Genomic DNA, 20,915 nt, shown 5'->3' with positions numbered 1-20,915 from the left:
CAAGAGCATGAACAAGAAATTTTGGCTGAGCTGTCTGACCGTGGTTATGATGGTATCGCTTCTGGCAGCTTGCGGCGGCGGTAAAGAGGCAGCGGATGACACACCGGCAGCCGGCGGCGAAGGCGAGAAGAAAGAAGAGAAGGTCACCTTCACCTACTTTAACTCAGCAGCAGGTAAAGACAAAAATACGAACGAGACCACCATCGGTAAAATTTTTGAGGACCAAACCGGCGTGAATTTTAAAATGGAACATCTGGTAGGGGACGAGAACACCAAGGTGGGAACCTTCATTGCCAGTAACGATTATCCCGATGTGATTGTACCGGGGAGCTCGATCGACAAGCTGGTCGGGGCTGGCGCCTTCATTCCGCTCAATGACCTGATCGATAAGTACGGCCCCAACATCAAGCGCGTGTACGAGCCGTATTACAACCTCATGAAGGCCGAGGACGGCAACATTTACTTCCTGCCGCTAAGCGCGGTTGTAGGCGAGTACACGTCGGCTCCCAATATCGAGCAAGGAGCATTCTGGATTCAACGCCGCGTCCTGAAGGAAGCGGGTTATCCGAAGATCAAGACGTTCGACGAGTACCTGGGCCTGATTCGCGACTACGTGAAGAAACATCCGGAGGAAGGCTTGACCGGATATCTGGCACTGACGACGCAGGATAAATTTTTTGCCTTGACCAATGCCCCAATGCACTTGGCCGGCTATCCGAACGATGGCGGGATCATCATTGACATGGAAACCCATGTAGCGAACGATTACGCGGACGATGACATTACGAAGCGTTACCTGCAGGAGCTGAACAAACTGAATGCGGAAGGCCTGTTCGATAAATCCTCTTTCGTGGACAACTATGATCAATACCTTGCCAAACTGACTTCCGGTAAGGTTCTCGGCTTCTTCGACTATAGATGGCAGGTAGGCCAAGCGATGAACAACCTGCGCGAAACAGCCAATAAATCGGGTGACGACGATCTCGAATATATGGCGTTGCCGATTGTATACGATGAGAATACCAAGGATCAATATCTGGATCCACCATCCTTTGTTAACAACCGCGGTGTAGGGATCTCCGTCAGCGCGAAGGATCCCGAGCGCATTGTGAAGTATTTCAACAACCTGCTTACGGACGAGAACCAGATTCTGTCGAACTGGGGCATTAAGGACGAGACGTATTCCGTCGATGAGAATGGACGCTTCTACCGTACGGAAGAGCAGATTGCACAGACCAATACGGAAGCCTTCCGCGAGTCGTTCGGCTTCAAGTACTTTGAATACAACTGGCCTCGTTACGGCAACGGTTCTACGCTTCCTGACGGTAATTCCGTGGGTGCAGGACGCCAGCCTGAGGTTGCCAAAATGTCCTACTCCGAACCGGACAAGAAATTGCTGGAAGCATACGACATCGATTCCTTCTCGCAATTGTTTGCCGCACCGGACGACCGTCCATGGTACCCGGCTTGGAGCATTCCGATTGACCAGGGCTCACCGGCCCAAATCTTCACGCAGAAGAAAAGCGATTTACAGCGTAAATACTTCCCGAAACTGGTTCTTGCAAACCCTGCCCAGTTTGACGGCATCTGGAATGAATACGTGGGCGAGTTCAGCAAGCTGGATGTGAAGGGATACGAGGATCTGATCACCGAGGAAGTAGCTAAGAAAATCGCAAATGTCCAGGGACAATAATAGATGAAGGAGAGGTGATCAGGGGCGGACCACACAAAATGGTTGTATCCGTCCCTCCTCTTCTATAACAGCATAATTGATAGGCTGGATAGGAAGGAGAAGAAACCGTGGATAAGGCGAACCCGATTGGACCTGCAGAGACGACGGCGTTGCGCGAAACGCCGGCGGTATCGAAAGGTTTCTTCAATAAACAACGGAAAAACGATACTGAATTAAACAATAAACCGCCAACAGGCGAAAAAGGCTTTTTCCAGAAGCTGCTGCAACAGAAGGCGCTGGTCTTCATGTCGATTCCTTTTTTGATATGGTTGTTTGTCTTTAAGTACATGCCTTTATGGGGCTGGACAATCGCGTTTCAGGATTTTAAACCGGCCAAGAAGATTTTCGATCAGCAATGGGTAGGCTTGCAGCATTTTACCTTCCTGTTTCAGGACGAACACTTCCTCCGGGTCATGCGCAACACGCTTGCCATGAGTTTTATCAACCTCGTCTTAGGTTTTGTGACGGCAATTGTGTTAGCGATTCTGCTCAATGAGCTGCGTAATTTGATGTTCAAACGAGTCGTGCAGACGATCAGTTATTTGCCCCATTTCATCTCTTGGGTTGTGGCTGCGAGCATTATTTCGACGGCCCTGTCCGCAGACGGCGGGATTATCAATGAACTCCTCATGTGGTTCGGGATGATTAAGGAACCGATCCTATGGCTTGGGGAAGGGGAATATTTCTGGGGAATACTCGGTGTTTCGGAAGTATGGAAGAATGTCGGCTGGAACACCATTATATATTTGGCTGCCATGACGATGATCGATCCCTCGCAGTACGAGGCGGCGGAAATCGATGGCGCCGGACGCTTTCAACGGATCTGGAACATCACCTTGCCGGGTCTGAAACCAGTATTCATCATCCTGTTGATTATGAATATCGGCAACCTGCTCGAATCCGGTTTTGAACCGCAATATTTGCTTGGCAATGGCATGAACGTGGATTATTCCGAGAACCTGGATATTTTCGTGCTGAAATACGGTATTCAGATGGGCAACTTCTCGCTCTCGATTGCAGCCGGTATGTTCAAGACGGTCGTCAGCTTCATACTCTTGTTCACGGCCAACCATATCGCGAAGAGACTGGGCGAAGATCGATTGTTCTAAGCGAAAGCTTGCGAGGACCGTTCTCTATCAGAAAACGTACAGGAGGATTCATATGGCGAAGATGTCAGATTTACCACGAGCTCATGCCCGGTTCAAGTCTCCTGCGGACCGGTTATTCGATACCTTTAACATGGTGTTTATGATCTGTCTCATGATTATCACGTTATACCCGTTCATCAATACGCTCGCGGTATCCTTCAACAATGCGACGGATTCGGTGAAAGGCGGCATTTATTTATGGCCGCGGGATTTCACGTGGGAGAATTATAAATATGTATTTAACGAAGCAACGATATTTCACGCTACCTTCATCTCGGTTCTGCGTACGGTGATCGGAACGATTACCTCGGTATTCTGCTGTGCCATGGTCGCCTATACGATCAGCCGTCCGGAATATGTGCTGCGTAAATTCGTATCGATTGCTTTCATCTTAACGATGTATTTCAGCGGCGGTTTGATTCCGAACTTCCTGCTGATTCGCGAATTGGGCATGCTGGGCACCTTCTCGGTGTACATCATTCCAGGCCTGATCGGCGTGTTTAACGTGATTGTCATCCGTTCCTTTATTGAAGGACTACCAGAGGGAATTCTGGAATCGGCCCGGATCGACGGCGCCGGCGAATTCACGACTTTCATGAAAATCGTGCTTCCGTTATGCGTGCCCGTGCTTGCTACGGTATCGCTGTTTACGGCGGTATCCCAGTGGAATTCCTGGTTTGACGTATTCTTGTACAACTCTTCATACAGTGAGCTTAGCACCCTGCAGTATGAACTGATGAAAATACTCCAGAATTCGAACTCATCGCTGAATTCGGGCAACGATTATGCAAGCCAGTTTGCAAGCTCCGAGAGCGGTGCGAATCAGGTTACGCCGACCTCCATTCGGGCAACGATGACCATTGTGGCCAGCGTGCCGATCATTCTGGTATATCCGTTCCTGCAAAAATACTTCGTACAAGGGATGACTCTGGGCGGCGTGAAAGGCTGAGCTCCGGGAGCCGCTAATTTAAGTACATCGTGCGAACTACTCCCTGTGCGCACGGTGCGTGGTCCGGGGCATGAATGGATGGCTGTCGACCAACCGATGCCTGTGGCATCACGATCATAACCATCAATCTTGCTATTATCTATAATTTAAGGAGGGACTGGATGTGTCCAACACGCAGCGAAATGAACCGAGGCTTAAGGAATGGTTCGCGAATGACTTTCTCATTGGAGCGGCCGTGAGCCCGCGGACGATCGAAACGCAAGAGGAATTGCTATCCTATCATTTCAACAGCATCACAGCGGAAAATGAAATGAAGTTTGTCAGCGTGCATCCGGCGGAGGATAGATATACGTTCAAGGATGCGGACCAGCTCGTCACCTTCGCCCGCAAGCATGGGATGAAGATGCGCGGCCATACGCTGGTGTGGCATAACCAAACAACCGACTGGCTGTTCGTAGACAAAAACGGGGACTTGGTGGATAAAGCCACGCTTTTTGAACGGTTGAAATCGCATACCGATACGGTCGTAAAGCGGTACAAGGATGATATTTACGCCTGGGACGTCGTCAACGAGGTAATTGCCGATGAAGGCGCCGAGCTGCTTCGTCCATCCAAGTGGCTGGACATTGCCGGTCCGGAGTTTATCTCCAAGGCATTTGAGTATGCTCATGAAGCCGATCCGTCGGCGCTGTTGTTCTATAACGATTACAATGAGTCCCATCCGAACAAGCGGGACAAAATCCATACACTGGTCAAGTCTTTGCTGGATCAAGGAACGCCGATCCATGGCATAGGATTGCAGGCACACTGGAATCTGTACGATCCGGGTCTTGACGATATCCGCGCCGCGATCGAGAAGTATGCGTCGCTCGGCCTGCAGCTTCAGCTCACGGAGCTCGATGTGTCGATGTTCCGGTTTGACGACAAGCGGAAGGATCTGACCGAAGCGCCAGAAGAGCTTCTGGAGGCTCAAGCCAAGCGGTACGAGGCAATGTTCGGCATTCTGAAGGAGTACCGGGATCATATTACGTCCGTTACCTTCTGGGGCGCAGCCGACGATTACACTTGGCTGGACGATTTCCCGGTACGGGGGCGAAAGAATTGGCCCTTCCTGTTTGATGAGCGGCATCAGCCGAAACCGGCGTTTCACCGATTGGTGGAGCATACGATTAAGGTGTAAGGATACTGGGGCTTAAGCTATCATTTTATATAACAATAGCGATAATACAGGCGGCTGAAGACGCCATCAGTTTGTCATGATGCCGGTCCTTGTGGCCGGCGTCTGCATGTTCGAGCTTAAGGAAGCAGGCGTTGAAAACAGTGAGATGCTGGGGAGAAACGTTGACCTTGTACAAAAAGGGGGAGTTTACATTGAACAGCACTTTATATAAAGCGTGGCTGCAGTATGCGCCCATCAAGGACCGGGAGCTTGCCTCCGGATACAGCAGGCTGCTCGGCACGATTGTAGCGGACCTGCAGCAGTCGCGGGTTGCGAACGCTGCCATTGAGGAACTGAAGCGGGCATGCCAATCCATGCTGGGGATTGTACCGGTCATCACGGTCGAGGCCCCGGCTTCATCTTATCTCGAGGTACGCATTCTTGCGGCAGCTGATGCAGACATGGGAGAAATGGAGGGGGTCGGCTCAGGCGGGGACAGCTCAGGTCGAGATAGGGGCCGGATGGCAGCCCAGCTAGGCGCAGAAGGTTTTCAGCTGGAGCATTCAATCCAAGGGCAGCAGGAGAAGTTGGTATTGATCGGTGGATCCGGTAAAGGCGTATTATATGGGGTGTTTCATTTATTGAGATTGCTGGCCTCTGACCAACCGTTAACTGGACTGAACGTAACCGAGCAGCCAGCGAACGGACTGCGGATGATCAATCAATGGGATAATGCCGACGGCTCGGTGGAACGCGGGTACTCGGGCAGCTCGATTTTTTACGAAAACGGACGGTTTGCCGAAAATCTGGATCGCGTGAGAGATTACGCTCGTCTGTTGGCTTCCGTGGGTATGAATGCCATCTCCATTAATAACGTCAATGTGCACGAGATCGAGACAAAATTCATTACCGCGGAATATTTGCCGACGATTGCGAAGATTGCGGATATCTTCCGGGTATATGGGATTACATTGTACTTGAGCATTAACTTTGCGGCTCCGCTGCATATCGGCGGCGTATCGACCTCCGATCCGCTGAACGAAGAGGTTCAGCAGTGGTGGAAGGACACGGCGAATGAGATTTACGATCATATTCCGGACTTTGGCGGCTTCCTGGTGAAGGCGGATTCGGAGCATCGCCCCGGCCCGTTTGCCTATGGCAGGGACCATGCCGATGGCGCCAATATGCTGGCTGAAGTCTTGGAGCCGCATGGCGGGCTCGTCATCTGGCGCTGCTTCGTCTACAACTGCATGCAGGATTGGCGCGACCGCAGCACAGACCGCGCACGGGCGGCCTATGATCATTTTACCCCGCTGGACGGCAGGTTTAAGGACAATGTGCTGCTGCAGATTAAGAACGGGCCCATGGACTTTCAAGTGCGGGAACCGGTATCGCCGCTGTTTGGCAGCTTGAAAGAGACCAATCAAGTGCTCGAGTTCCAGGCCGCCCAGGAATATACCGGACAGCAGCGTCACGTATGCTATCTGGTGCCGCAATGGAAAGAGGTGCTGGATTTCGATACCTATGCGAATGGGGCGGGGTCCGAGGTGAAGAAGATCGTGAATGGTTCCCTGCACGGCATGAAATACAGCGGAATCGCTGCCGTTTCCAACATTGGAAATGATGAGAACTGGACGGGGCACACCTTGGCACAGGCCAATCTGTATGGCTTTGGACGTCTGGTCTGGGATCCGGAATTGTCCTCCGAGGAGAGCGCGGAAGAATGGACGAGGTTAACCTTCGGTAATGACGACATGGTGGTCAACACGGTATGCGACATGCTTATGCAATCGTGGCCGATCTATGAAAGCTACACTTCCCCGCTCGGGGTGGGCTGGATGATTACGCCGCATACGCATTATGGCCCGGATGTGGACGGCTATGAATATTCAAGGTGGGGTACGTACCATTTTGCCGATCGGGACGGGATAGGCGTCGATCGCACGGTGGCGACGGGAACGGGTTATACCGCACAGTATTTCGAGCCGAATAAGGCTCGATATGATTCGCTGGCGGATTGTCCTGACGAGCTGCTGCTGTTCTTCCATCATGTGCCGTATTCACATGTGTTGAAATCCGGTAAATCGGTGATTCAGCATATCTATGATGCGCATTTTGACGGGGCGCAAGCAGCGGCTGGATTGCTTGAGGCATGGACCTCGCTGGAAGGAATGGTCGATCCGGAGCGTTTCGCTCAGGTTACTGACCGGCTGACTGATCAAGCCGAGCATGCGAAGCATTGGCGGGATGTAATCAACACATATTTCTTCCGTAAATCCGGCGTGCCGGATGAGCAGGGGCGGACGATTTATTAAGATCATTTATAACTGGACGTGGAAATTAGGGTGCCCCCATCAGATGCTGGATCTGGTGGGGCATCTTTTTTTATGGCTGGATACTTTTCGAATGCCGAACCTTTTTGTGAGCATGTACTTTTGATGCACGCCCAGGTAGAAATAGTGCCCTTTGTAAAGCATTATATGGTAAAATCTTGGAAAAAACTCTAGAGGAGGAGGATTACATGGTTAGATACTTCTGCTTGTTGATAGTATTGATCCTGGTCTTAGGAGGCTGTAGCGGCGGCGGTGAGCCAACGGAGAAGTTTACCAAAGAAGACATGGGGATCGTGCGCATAGATAATGGCCAAAAGGTACACTACGGCATGAATCGTGCGGATGCTGAAAAAGTGCTTGGCACGGGACAAGAGCATGCCAGAGGTGTATTTGACTACGATTTCGGGATCGCGGTGTTCTACAGAGATGATGCCGTTGTTGCGATCAGGATGGAGGAAGAATCGAAAGGTCATTATCAAACAACGCGCGGTGCTGAAATAGGAATGCAAATTGGCGAGATCAAGAAACGATATGGAGAATACGATCCATCACCATCCGATGACATCCTGGAGTATTTCTATGACAATAAGAAGGGGAAGTTCCTCGAGAAGAGTCCGCCTAAAACAGAATCGGCGGATATTTTTATCTTTTCATCCATGTATAATTCCGATGGGCACGCGGACACCCTTTTGTTTCTAGATATTCAATATGCGTCCTCCGGCAAATGATTCAGGACTTGGTGATGCTAGGATTCTGGAGATACGGTACGCACCGATCTGGAGGTTCGGGTTTGTACAATGGGATAAAATGGTTTGAGTAAAAAGAACGAATTCGTTATGTTAAATAGCCTGCTTCCTATTCTTTGGTCCCCAGTCCTATGTTCTTAAGGTTAGGGAAAAATATTTAAAAAAGAAGCAGGCTATTTCTAAAATTTTTCTTAAATAAATGAATCGCCCTTGGGCAAACGCACCTCGAAGAGTGTGCGGATCATGCTGCTCTGTGCGGAAATGGTTCCACCATGCTGCTCCACGATGTTTTTGGTAATGAAGAGCCCGAGTCCCGTGCTTCCCGTTTGATGGCTTCGTGCCCGATCGCCGGTGTAAAACATATCGAAGATATGCGGAAGCTCCTCAGGTTCAATACAATCGCCATAGTTGATGATTTGAACGACAACCTCATCGGCATCCACATATGCGTGAATGTCTATGAATTGGCCATCATTCCCATACCGGATCGCATTGGTGAGGAGATTCTCAAATACGCGAGCCAGTAAATCTCCATCTCCGCCTATAATCAACTGCTCCGCAATGTTCATTCTGGAGGTAAGGCCGTTTTTTTCAAATATAGGATATAATTCTTCGTTCAGTTGGTTAAGCAGCTCATCGAGATCGATCATGTTCTTCTCAAGCTGGACCTTGCCGTAGTTCATTCGGGTGATTTCAAATAACTCATCGATAAGTTTCTCCAAGCGTTGAGACTTGGTGTAAGCGATATGGGCATAGTGCCTGGATTGCTCCGGAGTCAGCTGATTGTCTTTAAGAATGAAATCCAGATACCCGATAACGGAGGTCAGCGGTGTGCGCAAGTCATGGGCCAGGTTTAGAACCAGCTGATCCTTGCTGCTCTCAGCAGAGTCGCCCCGTTCTACGGCTTCCCGCAGGTTATCCATGGCTAAATTTATATCTCGCCCAATCGCACCGAACTCATCTTTGGACGTAATATGGACCCGATCGATGAAATTGCCGGCTGCGAGCTGATGGATCCCCTTGGAGATTTCTTTGAAGTATTTAGCATAAGGCTTGGTGAACAAGAAGAAAAACATGATGGCAAGCGGTACAAAAATAATTAAAAACGAGTTCACATCTCCAATTTCGTACCTCATGAAATATCGAATTCGAGTTAACGGATTCTCAAACAAAACTTCAGAACGATAGTACAGTTGGAGAGCTTTATAGATCCCAAAGGTAATAACGCCGGATGCAAGCATACTAGCCATGAGCAGCAGAATCATTTTAGTCCGAAAGCTAAATATCATGTTAGACATGGATGGTATAACCTACTCCCCATACCGTCTTGATCAGTTTATGCTTGTTGGTATCTTCCCCGAGCTTTTTTCGCAGTGTACGAATATGTACCATCACCGTGTTTCTGCCTTCATAGTAGTCTTCGCCCCATACCTGCTGAAATATATGTTCGGCACTATGGACTTTTTTGGGATGCCTGGCGAGCAGATACAAGATATCAAATTCTTTGGGCGTCAATTCAATGGGCTTACCGTAGAGCTCGACCACTCGCTGATCCGGATAAATGACGGCGCCCCCGATCTCCACGATAGGTTTATTCACTTCTGCTGCCGACTGACTCAACTGCTTGGTACGCCTGAGATGGGCGTTCACGCGAGCTACCAACTCCATGGGGTTGAACGGCTTGGTCATATAATCATCCGCCCCTCGCACCAATCCCTCGATTTTATCGAGGTCCGAAATTTTGGCACTGAGAAAAATAATAGGCAGTAAAAACTTTTCGCGAATTTGCCTTGTTACTTCATAGCCGTCGAGCTTGGGCATCATAATATCCAAAATAGCCAGATCAATCGGATACGTTTGAACCGCATGAATGGCATCCTGGCCATTGCGTGCCTTAATGCAGTGGTAACCCTCTTTTTTTAAATGCAGCTCGATCAGGTCGGCAATCTCGGACTCATCATCCGCGATTAATATGGTGATACGGCTCATTTTGTTCACTCCCGTAAAATGATGATTAACCTTTTGACCATGTTATATGAATCGTTCTAAAATCTCAATAATTGAATCGATCCCGATGTACATCCGGCTATGGCTTCAATCTTTATTCCATAAGCTGGGCTTTATAGGGTGGGGGGCTATATGATATACTGAGAATAGGGTTAGAATAAGATGAAGTAATGTGATCAAGGGGGGAATGGGTATGACAGCCGAGAACCATGTACATGATGCATGCGCAGTAACCAGTGAACGGAAGAGCCATCATTCCGACAAAACGAAAAGCAACCTCGTCAGCCGGTTGAACCGGATTGAAGGACAGATTCGCGGTGTAAAGGGCTTAATTGAGAAGGATACGTACTGTGATGATGTATTAAACCAGATCTCCTCGATCCAGTCGGCCTTGAACGGCGTCAGCAAATTGCTGCTTGAGCATCATATGAAGAGCTGTGTGGTGGAACGCCTGCAGGAAGGTGACGACGATGTTATTACCGAGCTGTTAACAACCATGAACAAGTTAATGAAATAATGGAATTCCTGGCTGGAGACGGTCTGGTTATGATGAGTTTCCATGGAGCTGCCACCTTCTAAAGGTGGCAGTAATTGTTTATTCAGGGTGAAGAATAGCGCATGGTTATGCGGTTAATTCATAGCGAGGACATATTTTTTAAAAAAAAATGAGAAAACCCCATTGACTATATATAGGGTAGGGGGGTATACTAACATCAAGAAACGAGAACAACCAGTTCAAAACTTATTCCGGGCACGCTTTTAGAAGGGCTGCTCAAAATAAATTCATAACCCAAAGGAGAGATTGAACATGGAACAGGTAACAATAAAAGTAGAAGGTATGTCTTGCATGCATTGCGTGAATTCCATTGAGGGAGCTTTAAAGAATGAGAACATCGAGGGACATGTGGATTTGAAGGCAGGCACGGTCTCCGTCAAATATGACGCAGGCAAAGTCAATTTGGATAAAATCAAAGAAATTATCGAGGAACAAGGATATAACGTAGTTTAACCAAACGGCACGAGGATGAAGAGGGGTGAGGAGAAGATGGGAGCAGGAACAGCATTGGAACAGAAGAAAACGTCGCTGCAGTTAACGGGTATGACATGTGCCGCCTGTGCGAATCGGATTGAGAAGGGCCTAAATAAAATGGAAGGCGTCCAGGAAGCGAATGTGAATTTTGCGCTGGAAAAAGCGTCGGTTACATTTGATCCGAATGTGGTTACCGTCCAGCAGATGGAAGAGAAAATTGAAAAGCTGGGCTACGGAACAGCAAAGGAAACAGTGGACCTGCAGCTGATTGGCATGTACTGCGCCGCTTGTGCTTCGAAAATCGAGAAAGTGGTAAGCAAGATGCCAGGTGTTAATCAGGCCAACGTCAATTTTGCACTGGAGACGGCCCGGGTGGAATTCAATCCCGCAGAGGTAAGCCTTAGCGATATTCAACAGCGTGTGGAGAAGCTCGGGTATCAGGCGGTTTCCAAACAGGAGACGCTTGATCAGGAAGGTCACCGCAAGGAGGCCATCACCAAGCAAAAGCGGAAGCTACTCCTGTCGGCGATACTGTCGCTGCCGCTGCTCTGGGCCATGGTGAGCCATTTCTCCTTCACCTCCTGGATCTGGATGCCGGATCTGTTCATGAACCCTTGGTTCCAGCTGATCCTGGCAACGCCGGTACAGTTTTTTATCGGAAAACAGTTCTATGTGGGAGCCTATAAGGCTCTTCGCAACAAAAGCGCCAATATGGACGTTCTGGTCGCACTCGGTACCTCGGCAGCCTATTTCTACAGTCTGTATTTAACGATCGATTGGGCCGCTGCCGGAGCCAATGTACACCATGGGCCCGAAATGTACTATGAAACGAGTGCGGTTCTGATCACGCTGGTCATTATGGGGAAACTGTTCGAATCCCTGGCCAAAGGCCGTACATCGGAGGCTATCAAAACCCTGATGGGCCTTCAAGCCAAAACAGCGCTGGTCGTTCGTGACGGTCAGGAGATGACCATCCCGGTGGAACAGGTCCTGGTGGGTGATCTTGTATTAGTGAAGCCGGGTGAGAAAATCCCGGTGGACGGTAAAGTCGTGGAGGGCACGTCGGCGGTAGATGAGTCGATGCTGACAGGTGAAAGCATTCCGGTTGAGAAAAAAGCGGGCGACGCCGTCATCGGCGCCACCATAAACAAGAACGGGCGCTTGACGCTTGAAGCGACGAAAGTGGGTAAAGAGACCGCTCTAGCCCAAATTATCAAGGTGGTTGAGGAAGCACAAGGCTCCAAAGCTCCGATTCAGCGGGTCGCTGATGTCATCTCCGGCATCTTCGTTCCGATCGTGGTCGGCATAGCGATTGTTGCCTTCCTCGTATGGTACTTCTGGATAGCGCCTGGTAATTTCGCGCAATCGTTAGAAATTGCCATTGCGATTCTGGTTATTGCTTGTCCGTGTGCGCTGGGTCTGGCTACACCGACCTCGATCATGGCGGGTTCGGGCCGTGCTGCAGAACTGGGCGTCCTTTTCAAGGGCGGGGAGCATTTGGAGTCTACCCATAAAATCAATACGATTATTCTGGATAAAACAGGAACAGTCACGAAAGGTAAACCCGAGTTGACCGATGTGGAAGTGAATAACTTAGATCAAGAGCTGTTCCTTCGTCTGGTCGGATCTGCTGAGAAGAGCTCCGAGCATCCGCTTGCTGAAGCGATTGTGGCCGGGATTGAGGAAAAAGGTACGCAGCTTCCGGCTGCCGAGCATTTTGAAGCCATTCCAGGTTACGGTATCCGTGCCAGCGTGGAAGGGCATGAGGTACTGGTAGGCACACGCAAGCTAATGGCACAGCATAACGTACCGATTGATTCGATCCTCGGCAGAATGTCAGAGCTTGAAACCGAGGGTAAGACTGCCATGCTGACAGCGGTAGACGGCCAATATGCGGGTCTTGTGGCTGTGGCGGATACGATCAAGGAGACGTCCCGTGCTGCCGTAGCGAGATTGAAAGAAATGGGCATCGAGGTCATCATGATTACCGGTGACAATGAACGCACGGCACAGGCCATCGCGAAGCAGGTTGGCATCGACCATGTGCGTGCTGAGGTACTGCCCGAAGGCAAGGCAGATGAAGTGAAGAAGCTCCAGCAGCAAGGTAAGAAGGTCGCCATGGTTGGCGACGGCATTAACGATGCGCCGGCACTTGCGGTTGCCGACATTGGAATGGCTATCGGAACAGGTACGGATGTGGCGATGGAAGCTGCTGACGTGACGCTGATGAAAGGCGACCTGAACAGCATTCCGGATGCCATCTACATGAGCCGCAAGACGATGAGCAACATCCGTCAGAACCTGTTCTGGGCGCTGGGCTATAACTCGCTTGGCATTCCGATTGCCGCCATCGGGCTTTTGGCACCTTGGGTGGCCGGGGCCGCCATGGCACTGAGCTCTGTATCGGTCGTGCTGAATGCCCTTCGCCTGCAGCGAATGAAGGTATAACGAAAAGCAGACTGACCGTTCATATATAGTGTATGAAGCAACCTAACAAGGATATGATTATTAGGGCAACTTGATGGGGGTGTAGACATTGGCAACGCAAAAATTCGCAGTGACACCCGGCTTTGAAGTGGGCGGAACGCTGTTCCGCCCGGATCAGCTGTCCGTATTGGGCTCCATCGTGGGTGAGGATGCCCGCATTGAGATGACTACCTTTAAACAGCTCTACGTGGAGATGGACGTAGAGCGGGTGGAAGAAGCAAAGGCTAAGCTGGAAGCCGCCGGACTTCAGGTTCATCCTGCCGGTTTTGTCTCCAAGAGCCTGATCACCTGCAACTTCTGCCGGGGGGCGGAGGATTCGGGACTGGATGTTGCGAAGGTGCTGGATGAAGCGATCGCCGATCATCCTGTACCTAATCCGCTAAAGATCGGTTACGCCGGCTGCGCGCTCGGCACCAGTGAACCGCTGCTGAAGGATATTGCCGTTATTAAGATGAGAAATACCTATGATATCTATGTAGGTGGAGAGCCGAAAGGGTTGAAGGCTGCTCTGGCAAAGCCACTGCATAAGGATTTAGCGCCGGAGCAGCTGGCCCCGATCATCCTGAAGCTGATCGTCGTCTATCAGGAGAACGGCAAGAAGAAAGAGAAGTTCTCGCGCTTCGTAGATCGCATGACACTCGATCAGCTGCGTCAACTCACGCTGGATGCGCGGATGGATACGGCAGGGTAACAAAAGGCTTGGAAGGCATCACCTTAGGGTGGTGCCTTTTTTGTTAGCGGACGCCGCGTATTAGGGATCTCCTATTTCGTGCGACTTCATCAATTAGCTGCCCTTGTCTCGTCGGATCGGAATGGCGGATTTACCGAAGCGGTGATCTCACTCTTCGCCACTGGGAATGGCAGAGAAAGCGCGGCTCGCGCCTACTATGAATACCGGCTATTTCTCGTAACGGATACGCCGAAACGAGGATGGATATACTCTCAAGAGCACCTGAGGGTGCTCTTTTTTTCTATAGATTAGAACGCGATATCCACTAAAATCCTTGCTTGGTTCGATCAAGCGAGATTCACTTTGGGCGCATTTCGTCTTCTCTACTTGCGACGATGGGAAAAACAACCAGATTGGGCATTTTATCGTGGTTGACGAGCGATATGAAAGGGTATACAATTTAGATTGTTAAAAGCTTTTAACTATTTAAATTTGTAATATATTTGTAAGTACTTTGTTGTGCATCGAGGTGATGAAACTGGATAAGAGGGAACAATTATCTAACATGGTGGCTCGTCAGATGATGACGCTTGTGGCGAACTATGCCAAGATTCTGGACAATGATTTGACCGGCCCCCAGTACTACGTGCTTCAGACTTTGGCGTATGAGGGGCAGCAGACCAGCTCGTATTTTGCCAATGCCTTGAATGTTACGCTGTCGGCTGTGACCAACTTGAGCAACAAGCTGGTCAGCAAGGGTTATATTGAACGGGTGGCGTCAATCGAGGACAGGCGTCAGGTCTATCTTAAGATTACGGAGCAGGGCCGTGAAGTTGAAGCCCGGATGATTGCGAAGTACCGTGATTTGAATGAAGGCTTATGGTCGGATTTCTCGAATCAGGAGATGGATGTGTTGATCGCTTCATATGAGAAGATGATTGAACATCTGCAGCTTAAGATCGGGCAGTCCAATGAAGATAGCCAAACTAACGACTAATATATCAGGAGGTATTCTCATGGGGAGATTAGACAATAAAGTAGCAATCATTACGGGTGCAGCAGGTGGTATGGGTAAAGCTGACGCTCTTTTGTTTGCGCAAGAGGGAGCTAAGGTTGCGATTACGGACCTTCAGGAAGACAAGATCAAAGACGTCGTAGCCGAGATTGAAGCGCTTGGCGGCAAAGCGATCGGATTCAAGCACAACGTAGCTTCTGAGGAAGATTGGGTTAGTGTTGTAGACGAGACGGTTCAAAAATTCGGCAAAGTCGACATTCTGGTGAACAATGCCGGTGTCTCCAATGCAACGCCGTTCATGGATTTGACGGTGGAAGGCTGGGAGAAGACGATGTCGATTAACGTTACGAGCATATTCCTCGGTCAGAAATATGTCATTCCGCACATGATCGAAGCCGGGGGCGGTTCCATCGTCAACATCTCCTCCATTGCCGGTCTGACAGGCGGCAGCGGCGCTGGCCCCTACACGGCAAGCAAAGGCGCGGTGCGCATGCTGACTAAAGCCACAGCCGTTGACTTTGCGAAGCATAACATCCGCTGTAATTCGGTTCACCCTGGCTACATTGAAACGCCAATGACCGTGGACTTGTTCAAGGATGAGCAAATGATGCAATGGTTCCAATCCCAGACTCCGCTTCCACGCTTGGGCAAAGCGGAAGATATCGCTCGCGGCGTATTGTTCCTTGCTTCGGATGAGTCTTCTTATATTACAGGTGTTGAGCTGCCGATTGATGGCGGATATTTTGCGAAGTAAGTCATTCTTCCATTGGCTTGTCTATAGGCAATAGACGGCAGAAATGTTCGTGATACTACTCGGTCAGACCTAATTTATCTTATCATCAAGGGGAGTGTTATTTCATGTCCGATAACAAACAGATCGCTGTCATTACAGGGGCAGCCAGCGGGATCGGCAGAGCCAGCAGCTTGAAATTGGCAGAGAACGGTGCAAAGGTAGTGCTCGTTGACTTCAACAAGGAAGCCGGCGAAGAAACGCTGCGTTTGATCAAGGAACAGGGCGGAGAGGGAATCTTCGTGCAAGCGGATGTAACAAAAACCGAGGATGTTCAGAACTATGTGAACAAGGCGGTTGAAGCTTACGGCAGAATCGATTTCTTCTTCAACAATGCAGGCATCGTGCAGAAGTTCTCCATGCTGGACGACATCGACGAGAACGAATTTGACCGTCAAATGTCCGTGAACGTCAAGGGTGCTTTCCTCGGCATGAAGTATGTACTGAAAGTCATGAAAGAGCAGGGCAGCGGACATATCGTTAATACCGCTTCCACGGCGGGTATCCGCAGCGAGCACAGCGCGGCCGCTTATTCGGCAAGCAAGCATGCGGTGGTGGGCTTGACGAAGGGGGCAGCGCTGGAATACGTGAAGCAGGGCATTCGCGTGAACGCGATTTGTCCGGGCGGCGTTCAGACGCCGCTTACGGCAGCGGTGGCCAAGTCCTTCATGGAAGGCGGCTACGTGCCTGAGGAAGTGGGCAACATGCGGATGGGACGTCCGGCTGAGGCGGATGAAATCGCGAACGTGGTTGCCTTCCTGGCTTCCCCGGGCTCCAGCTATATGACAGGTTCGCTGGTTACGATTGATGGCGGATTGACGCTGTAATATATAAAGAAAAAAAGACCAGTTAAGCACCGGAATACCGGGTTTGGCTGGTCTTTTTGGTATAGCATAATATATTGCTGTGCAACAGCGGCGCTGACACGTTCTATACAGATTAGACAGCGGTGTTTGGATGCAAGATCCCCGCAATATGCTGCCCAACATGCGCCACGTCCTGAAACATATTACTGAGCACAATGACAGTGACCTTGGTTGATGGGAATCTCATAAGAATGGAAGTAAATCCCGGAATGCCTCCCGTATGGCCTGTCATCGTTCCGTAGGGAGTATCCTGAATGATCCAGCCGCAGCCATATGAATAATCATGATCGCCTTTATGAGGTGTGAGCATATAATTAATAAGATGCTGAGGGAGCAGCTTGTTGGTGTACAAGGCTTGGTCCCACAGATATAAATCCTCAACTGTGGAGATGACTCCTCCAGCAGCATAGGCATTGGAGGGGTGAATGTTATAGCTATTTATCAATTTTTCATTAGTATCGATCTCGTAGCCAGATGCTCGCAGTGGGATAATTTCTTGTGGGTCATCTAACCTTGTATTGACCATGCCCAGAGGGTTGAATATATGATCCTCAATGTAGGAGCCATAACTTTGGTCTGATGCTTGTTCAATCAGAGCTCCGAGAAGGGCATAACCGGAATTGGAATACTGATACTTTTCACCGGGTTCGTAATTTAAATCTATGTTAGAAAATCGATTCAATAATTCCTTCGTATTGGATGGTAATGAGGCCCAGTCAAATAAATTAGCATTCTCGGTATAGTTGGTAATGCCGGATGTATGAGTTAACAGGTGATGGATTGTAATACGGTCCCCGTCCTTTTGGCACGGAAAATACTTGCCTATGTAATCGTCAAAAGATAGCTTACCCTGTTCAATGAGCTGTACAACGCCTAGTGCGGTAATGGTCTTTGTTATAGATCCGATTCGAAAGGCGGTTTCAGGCGTGTTGTCTACATCGAGCTCAATATTGGCTTTGCCATAGCCGCTTTTGAACAAAATAGAGTCTTTCTTTGAAGCCAAAACGGAACCGCTGAATTTACGATCTTGGGCAAGTGAATTCAAATAGGTATCAATCTGTTCCTGTATATCACTCAAATCCTTATCCCTCCACTGTTAGTATACCTTCATCATAAGGATAATTATGGGACTCAGCAAGATATGGAAAAAGACCTATCTGCTCCAACATCGGCGGATAGGTCTTTTTTTTTGCTTGTTAACAAGTATTATAACGGATTCTCTTATTTGATACCGACGACATCCGCCAGCAGCTCATATGAACGCAGGCGTGCCTCATGATCGTAGATGGCGGCTGCGACAATAATCTCGTCTGCGTTCGTCGACTGCTGGAACTCCTCCAACTGCGCACGTACGGTTGCAGGGCTGCCGATGGCGGAGAAGCTGAGCTGGCGCTTCACGATGGCCTGCTCCTGCAGGTTCCACAGATCATCCATGCTGTCCACCGGCGGGCTCAGCTGGCCGGTACGGCCGCGGATGATGTTCAGGAACTGCTGATACGGCGAGGTAGCCAGACGCTCCGCTTCCTCGTCCGTGTCGGCACAGATTACGTTCACGCCGATCATGGCATACGGCTTGCTCAGCTCGGATGAAGGGCGGAAGCTGGTACGGTACAGATCGAGCGCGGCCATCAGATAATCCGGAGCAAAGTGGCTTGCAAAAGAGAACGGAAGCCCCAGCTGGCCTGCCAGCTGCGCACTGAAACCGCTGGAGCCGAGCAGCCAGATCGGTACATGCAGGCCTTCACCGGGAATCGCCCGGATACGCATGGACGAGCCTGAGGTGGGCTGGAAGTAATTCCGCAGCTCGCCGAGGCGATCCGGGAAATCCTGCCCGTCGCTGCCCGGACCGCGGCGGAGTGCCCGGGATGTGAGCTGATCCGATCCCGGCGCACGGCCAAGACCGAGATCAATCCGGCCGGGATACAACGATTCGAGGGTCCCAAACTGCTCGGCTATGACCAGGGGAGCGTGGTTCGGCAGCATAATGCCGCCGGATCCGACGCGGATCTTGCTCGTGCCCCCGGCGACATGGCCAATGACGACCGAAGTGGCCGAGCTGGCGATCCCCGGCATATTGTGGTGTTCGGCAAGCCAGTAGCGGTTATACCCCCACTTCTCGGCATGCTGGGCCAGATCGAGTGTATTCCGCAGCGACTGTGCAGCGGTGCTGCCCGCTGTAATCGGGGCGAGATCCAGGATGGAAATAGGGATATCGCGAAGCGTTTTGGGCGCTGTATGATCAAGATGGGGTTCTGTCATATGGGTTGACCTCCTTATTCGTGCGCGGCACGGTAAGTTTTTATATAGGGAGAAGACATCCGTCTGGATGCTGGAAAATATGAAATCTATTATCGATAGTTGATATCCCTATATAACGAACATTATATACCTACTTAATCCATAAGAAAAATGTACTTCGAAGAACCTTCAAGCCAGACCGCATAAAGAGGAACCTTTTCATGTGTTATATAACTGCTCCATATAATATATGCTTTTATTCTGATCTAATTATCGGTGAATCCCATTCGGTGTATTTATGACGGAGCTTTGGCAAGCTTTTTGTTAAGAAGGTAACAATAGCAAAACAACGCAGCCTTGACGGCTGCGCTGTGGGATGTTCAGATTATGTTGGTTTTGTTCATTTTGTTTCACTTGGAGGCTCAATCCGCTCCATCCCGTTCATGTAAGGTCTGAGCGCCTTGGGAATGAGGATCGAACCGTCGGCCTGCTGATGGTTCTCCAGCAGCGGGATGAGAATTCGCGGCGAAGCGACGGCTGTGTTGTTCAGGGTGTGGCAGTAGCGCAGCTTGCCTTCTGCGTCCCGATAGCGGATGTTCGAGCGACGCGCCTGAAAGTCGAGCAGATTCGACGACGAGTGAGTCTCACCATAAGCCCCGCGGCTTGGCATCCATGTCTCGATGTCGTATTGCTTGTACGTTTTCTGCGACATATCCCCGGTACAGACGGCAACGACACGGTAAGGCAGTTCGAGCTTCTGTAGCAGCTCCTCGGCATTGGCTGTGATCTCTTGTAGAAGCAGCTCCGAGGCTTCCGCGCTGGCCTCGCAAAGAACGACCTGTTCCACCTTCGCGAACTGATGCACCCGATACAGGCCTTGGACGTCCCGGCCGCCCGAGCCGACCTCGCTCCGGAAGCACAGCGATGCTGCTGCCAGGCGAATCGGCTGCGTCACATCGACGATTTCACCGCTATAGAACGATACCAACGGCACTTCCGACGTACCGACGAGCCACTTATCCTGCTCCATAATTTGAAAAGCCTGATCTTGACCAAGCGGGAAGAAGGCTGTGTTCTCCATGGCCTCCGTCCTAACGGTTAACGGTACGTCCATAAGGGTAAAACCCTTGGCGACCAGCATATCCACTGCAAGCTGCTGGACGGCCCGATGCAGCATGGCGCCGATGCCGGTCAGGTAGTAGCTGCGTGTGCCGGCGGTTTTGACGCCGCGGGGAATGTCGATCATCCGGTGCAGCTCGCCGAGCGTGACATGATCCCTGTATTCATAATCAAACACGGGGGGCTCGCCAACCCGTCTGATCTCTACATTGTCCTCATCCGAAGCTCCGACTGGCGTATCCGGCGAAACGATATTCGGTACAAGGATGAGCAGCTTGTTGTAGGCGTCGTCAACCTCTCGGTATAACGCTTCCTGCTTGCCCAACTGATCGTTGATGTCCTTGACCTGTTGTTTCGTCCGCTCGGCTTCTTCCTGTTTACCTTGTCGCACGAGCGTGCTGATCTCCTGCGAGATGGCATTGCGCTGCTGCCGCAATCTCTCCACGGCCAGCAGCAGTGTCCGGCGCTGGTCATCCAGCCGGACAAGTTCGGCAACCGACAGGGCGATGCCTTTCTGGTCAGCCACTCGCTGCAGTTCTTCCTGATTTTCTGTGCTCTCTCTGATCCATTTCATATCTAGCATAATCACCGCGCTCCTTCTTCTGAAAAAATAAAAAAGCGTCCTA

Annotated in this window: 19 protein-coding genes; 14 read left to right on the top strand and 5 right to left on the bottom strand. The window is 50.4% G+C overall.

The features are described from left to right. Window positions 1-7: 7 nt before the first annotated feature. From NYE54_RS32375 to NYE54_RS32350, 6 genes are all read left to right on the top strand, one after another. Window positions 8-1,693: an ABC transporter substrate-binding protein gene (locus NYE54_RS32375; RefSeq protein ID WP_339268741.1), complete on the top strand. Its 1,686-nt coding sequence runs from the start codon at window positions 8-10 to the stop codon at window positions 1,691-1,693. A 284-nt stretch (window positions 1,694-1,977) separates the two neighbouring features. Continuing rightward, window positions 1,978-2,841: an ABC transporter permease subunit gene (locus tag NYE54_RS32370; protein WP_256720668.1), complete on the top strand. Its 864-nt coding sequence runs from the start codon at window positions 1,978-1,980 to the stop codon at window positions 2,839-2,841. 52 nt (window positions 2,842-2,893) lie between these two features. Further along, a complete protein-coding gene (locus tag NYE54_RS32365) occupies window positions 2,894-3,829 on the top strand; it encodes a carbohydrate ABC transporter permease (RefSeq protein ID WP_339268739.1) in 936 nt (311 codons plus the stop codon). A 163-nt stretch (window positions 3,830-3,992) separates the two neighbouring features. After that, entirely contained in the window at window positions 3,993-5,009 is a 1,017-nt protein-coding gene (locus NYE54_RS32360; protein ID WP_339268738.1) for an endo-1,4-beta-xylanase, read from the top strand. A gap of 191 nt (window positions 5,010-5,200) precedes the next feature. Continuing rightward, window positions 5,201-7,303: an alpha-glucuronidase family glycosyl hydrolase gene (locus NYE54_RS32355; protein WP_339268736.1), complete on the top strand. Its 2,103-nt coding sequence runs from the start codon at window positions 5,201-5,203 to the stop codon at window positions 7,301-7,303. Window positions 7,304-7,509: 206 nt separating this feature from the next. Beyond that, window positions 7,510-8,049 carry a hypothetical protein gene (locus tag NYE54_RS32350; RefSeq protein ID WP_339268734.1) on the top strand — a complete coding sequence of 180 codons (540 nt, stop codon included), beginning with the start codon at window positions 7,510-7,512 and terminating at the stop codon, window positions 8,047-8,049. Between the two features lie 209 nt (window positions 8,050-8,258). Here NYE54_RS32350 and NYE54_RS32345 read toward each other — a convergent pair whose 3' ends face one another. After that, window positions 8,259-9,365: a HAMP domain-containing sensor histidine kinase gene (locus NYE54_RS32345; protein WP_339268732.1), complete on the bottom strand. Its 1,107-nt coding sequence runs from the start codon at window positions 9,363-9,365 to the stop codon at window positions 8,259-8,261. Further along, window positions 9,358-10,056, bottom strand: a complete 699-nt coding sequence (locus tag NYE54_RS32340; RefSeq protein ID WP_339268730.1) for a response regulator transcription factor — start codon at window positions 10,054-10,056, stop codon at window positions 9,358-9,360. Before NYE54_RS32340 ends, NYE54_RS32345 begins: the two co-directional genes overlap by 8 nt. A 211-nt stretch (window positions 10,057-10,267) precedes the next feature. Here NYE54_RS32340 and NYE54_RS32335 point away from each other — a divergent pair, with 211 nt between their 5' ends. The 8 genes from NYE54_RS32335 (at window position 10,268) to NYE54_RS32300 (ending at window position 16,893) form a co-directional block, all read left to right on the top strand. Continuing rightward, entirely contained in the window at window positions 10,268-10,591 is a 324-nt protein-coding gene (locus NYE54_RS32335) for a metal-sensitive transcriptional regulator (protein WP_339268728.1), read from the top strand. A gap of 291 nt (window positions 10,592-10,882) precedes the next feature. Next, window positions 10,883-11,083: a cation transporter gene (locus NYE54_RS32330; protein WP_071218723.1), complete on the top strand. Its 201-nt coding sequence runs from the start codon at window positions 10,883-10,885 to the stop codon at window positions 11,081-11,083. 36 nt (window positions 11,084-11,119) lie between these two features. After that, on the top strand, window positions 11,120-13,552 hold the full coding sequence (locus NYE54_RS32325) for a heavy metal translocating P-type ATPase (protein ID WP_339268726.1): 2,433 nt from the start codon (window positions 11,120-11,122) through the stop codon (window positions 13,550-13,552). An 88-nt stretch (window positions 13,553-13,640) separates the two neighbouring features. Further along, window positions 13,641-14,282 (top strand): nitrite reductase, encoded by a 642-nt coding sequence (locus NYE54_RS32320; protein WP_339268724.1) that lies wholly within the window; start codon window positions 13,641-13,643, stop codon window positions 14,280-14,282. 78 nt (window positions 14,283-14,360) lie between these two features. Then, on the top strand, window positions 14,361-14,573 hold the full coding sequence (locus tag NYE54_RS32315) for a hypothetical protein (RefSeq protein WP_339268722.1): 213 nt from the start codon (window positions 14,361-14,363) through the stop codon (window positions 14,571-14,573). Between the two features lie 268 nt (window positions 14,574-14,841). Continuing rightward, window positions 14,842-15,258 (top strand): MarR family transcriptional regulator, encoded by a 417-nt coding sequence (locus NYE54_RS32310; protein WP_339268720.1) that lies wholly within the window; start codon window positions 14,842-14,844, stop codon window positions 15,256-15,258. Window positions 15,259-15,277: 19 nt separating this feature from the next. Then, entirely contained in the window at window positions 15,278-16,030 is a 753-nt protein-coding gene (locus NYE54_RS32305; RefSeq protein ID WP_339268718.1) for a glucose 1-dehydrogenase, read from the top strand. A gap of 104 nt (window positions 16,031-16,134) precedes the next feature. Next, complete coding sequence (locus tag NYE54_RS32300; protein WP_339268717.1) at window positions 16,135-16,893, top strand: SDR family oxidoreductase; 759 nt, start codon at window positions 16,135-16,137, stop codon at window positions 16,891-16,893. A 112-nt stretch (window positions 16,894-17,005) separates the two neighbouring features. Here NYE54_RS32300 and NYE54_RS32295 read toward each other — a convergent pair whose 3' ends face one another. From NYE54_RS32295 to serS, 3 genes are all read right to left on the bottom strand, one after another. Next, window positions 17,006-18,010 (bottom strand): serine hydrolase domain-containing protein, encoded by a 1,005-nt coding sequence (locus tag NYE54_RS32295; protein WP_339268715.1) that lies wholly within the window; start codon window positions 18,008-18,010, stop codon window positions 17,006-17,008. A gap of 143 nt (window positions 18,011-18,153) precedes the next feature. Then, complete coding sequence (locus tag NYE54_RS32290) at window positions 18,154-19,191, bottom strand: LLM class flavin-dependent oxidoreductase (RefSeq protein WP_339268713.1); 1,038 nt, start codon at window positions 19,189-19,191, stop codon at window positions 18,154-18,156. Between the two features lie 379 nt (window positions 19,192-19,570). Continuing rightward, window positions 19,571-20,872, bottom strand: coding sequence for a serine--tRNA ligase (gene serS, locus NYE54_RS32285; protein WP_339268711.1), 1,302 nt, complete (start codon window positions 20,870-20,872; stop codon window positions 19,571-19,573). Between the last annotated feature and the right edge of the window lie 43 nt (window positions 20,873-20,915).

Source organism: Paenibacillus sp. FSL K6-1330 (genome assembly GCF_037976825.1).
GTDB lineage: Bacteria > Bacillota > Bacilli > Paenibacillales > Paenibacillaceae > Paenibacillus_AQ.
This window is presented reverse-complemented; position numbering and strand designations above follow the sequence as displayed.

Coding starts and splice junctions, on each gene's coding strand:
- NYE54_RS32375 (WP_339268741.1), top strand. CDS start 8: ATGAACAAGAAATTTTGGCTGAGCTGTCTGACCGTGGTTATGATGGTA.
- NYE54_RS32370 (WP_256720668.1), top strand. CDS start 1,978: ATGTCGATTCCTTTTTTGATATGGTTGTTTGTCTTTAAGTACATGCCT.
- NYE54_RS32365 (WP_339268739.1), top strand. CDS start 2,894: ATGGCGAAGATGTCAGATTTACCACGAGCTCATGCCCGGTTCAAGTCT.
- NYE54_RS32350 (WP_339268734.1), top strand. CDS start 7,510: ATGGTTAGATACTTCTGCTTGTTGATAGTATTGATCCTGGTCTTAGGA.
- NYE54_RS32345 (WP_339268732.1), bottom strand. CDS start 9,365: ATGTCTAACATGATATTTAGCTTTCGGACTAAAATGATTCTGCTGCTC.
- NYE54_RS32340 (WP_339268730.1), bottom strand. CDS start 10,056: ATGAGCCGTATCACCATATTAATCGCGGATGATGAGTCCGAGATTGCC.
- NYE54_RS32335 (WP_339268728.1), top strand. CDS start 10,268: ATGACAGCCGAGAACCATGTACATGATGCATGCGCAGTAACCAGTGAA.
- NYE54_RS32330 (WP_071218723.1), top strand. CDS start 10,883: ATGGAACAGGTAACAATAAAAGTAGAAGGTATGTCTTGCATGCATTGC.
- NYE54_RS32325 (WP_339268726.1), top strand. CDS start 11,120: ATGGGAGCAGGAACAGCATTGGAACAGAAGAAAACGTCGCTGCAGTTA.
- NYE54_RS32310 (WP_339268720.1), top strand. CDS start 14,842: ATGATGACGCTTGTGGCGAACTATGCCAAGATTCTGGACAATGATTTG.
- NYE54_RS32305 (WP_339268718.1), top strand. CDS start 15,278: ATGGGGAGATTAGACAATAAAGTAGCAATCATTACGGGTGCAGCAGGT.
- NYE54_RS32300 (WP_339268717.1), top strand. CDS start 16,135: ATGTCCGATAACAAACAGATCGCTGTCATTACAGGGGCAGCCAGCGGG.
- NYE54_RS32290 (WP_339268713.1), bottom strand. CDS start 19,191: ATGACAGAACCCCATCTTGATCATACAGCGCCCAAAACGCTTCGCGAT.
- serS (WP_339268711.1), bottom strand. CDS start 20,872: ATGCTAGATATGAAATGGATCAGAGAGAGCACAGAAAATCAGGAAGAA.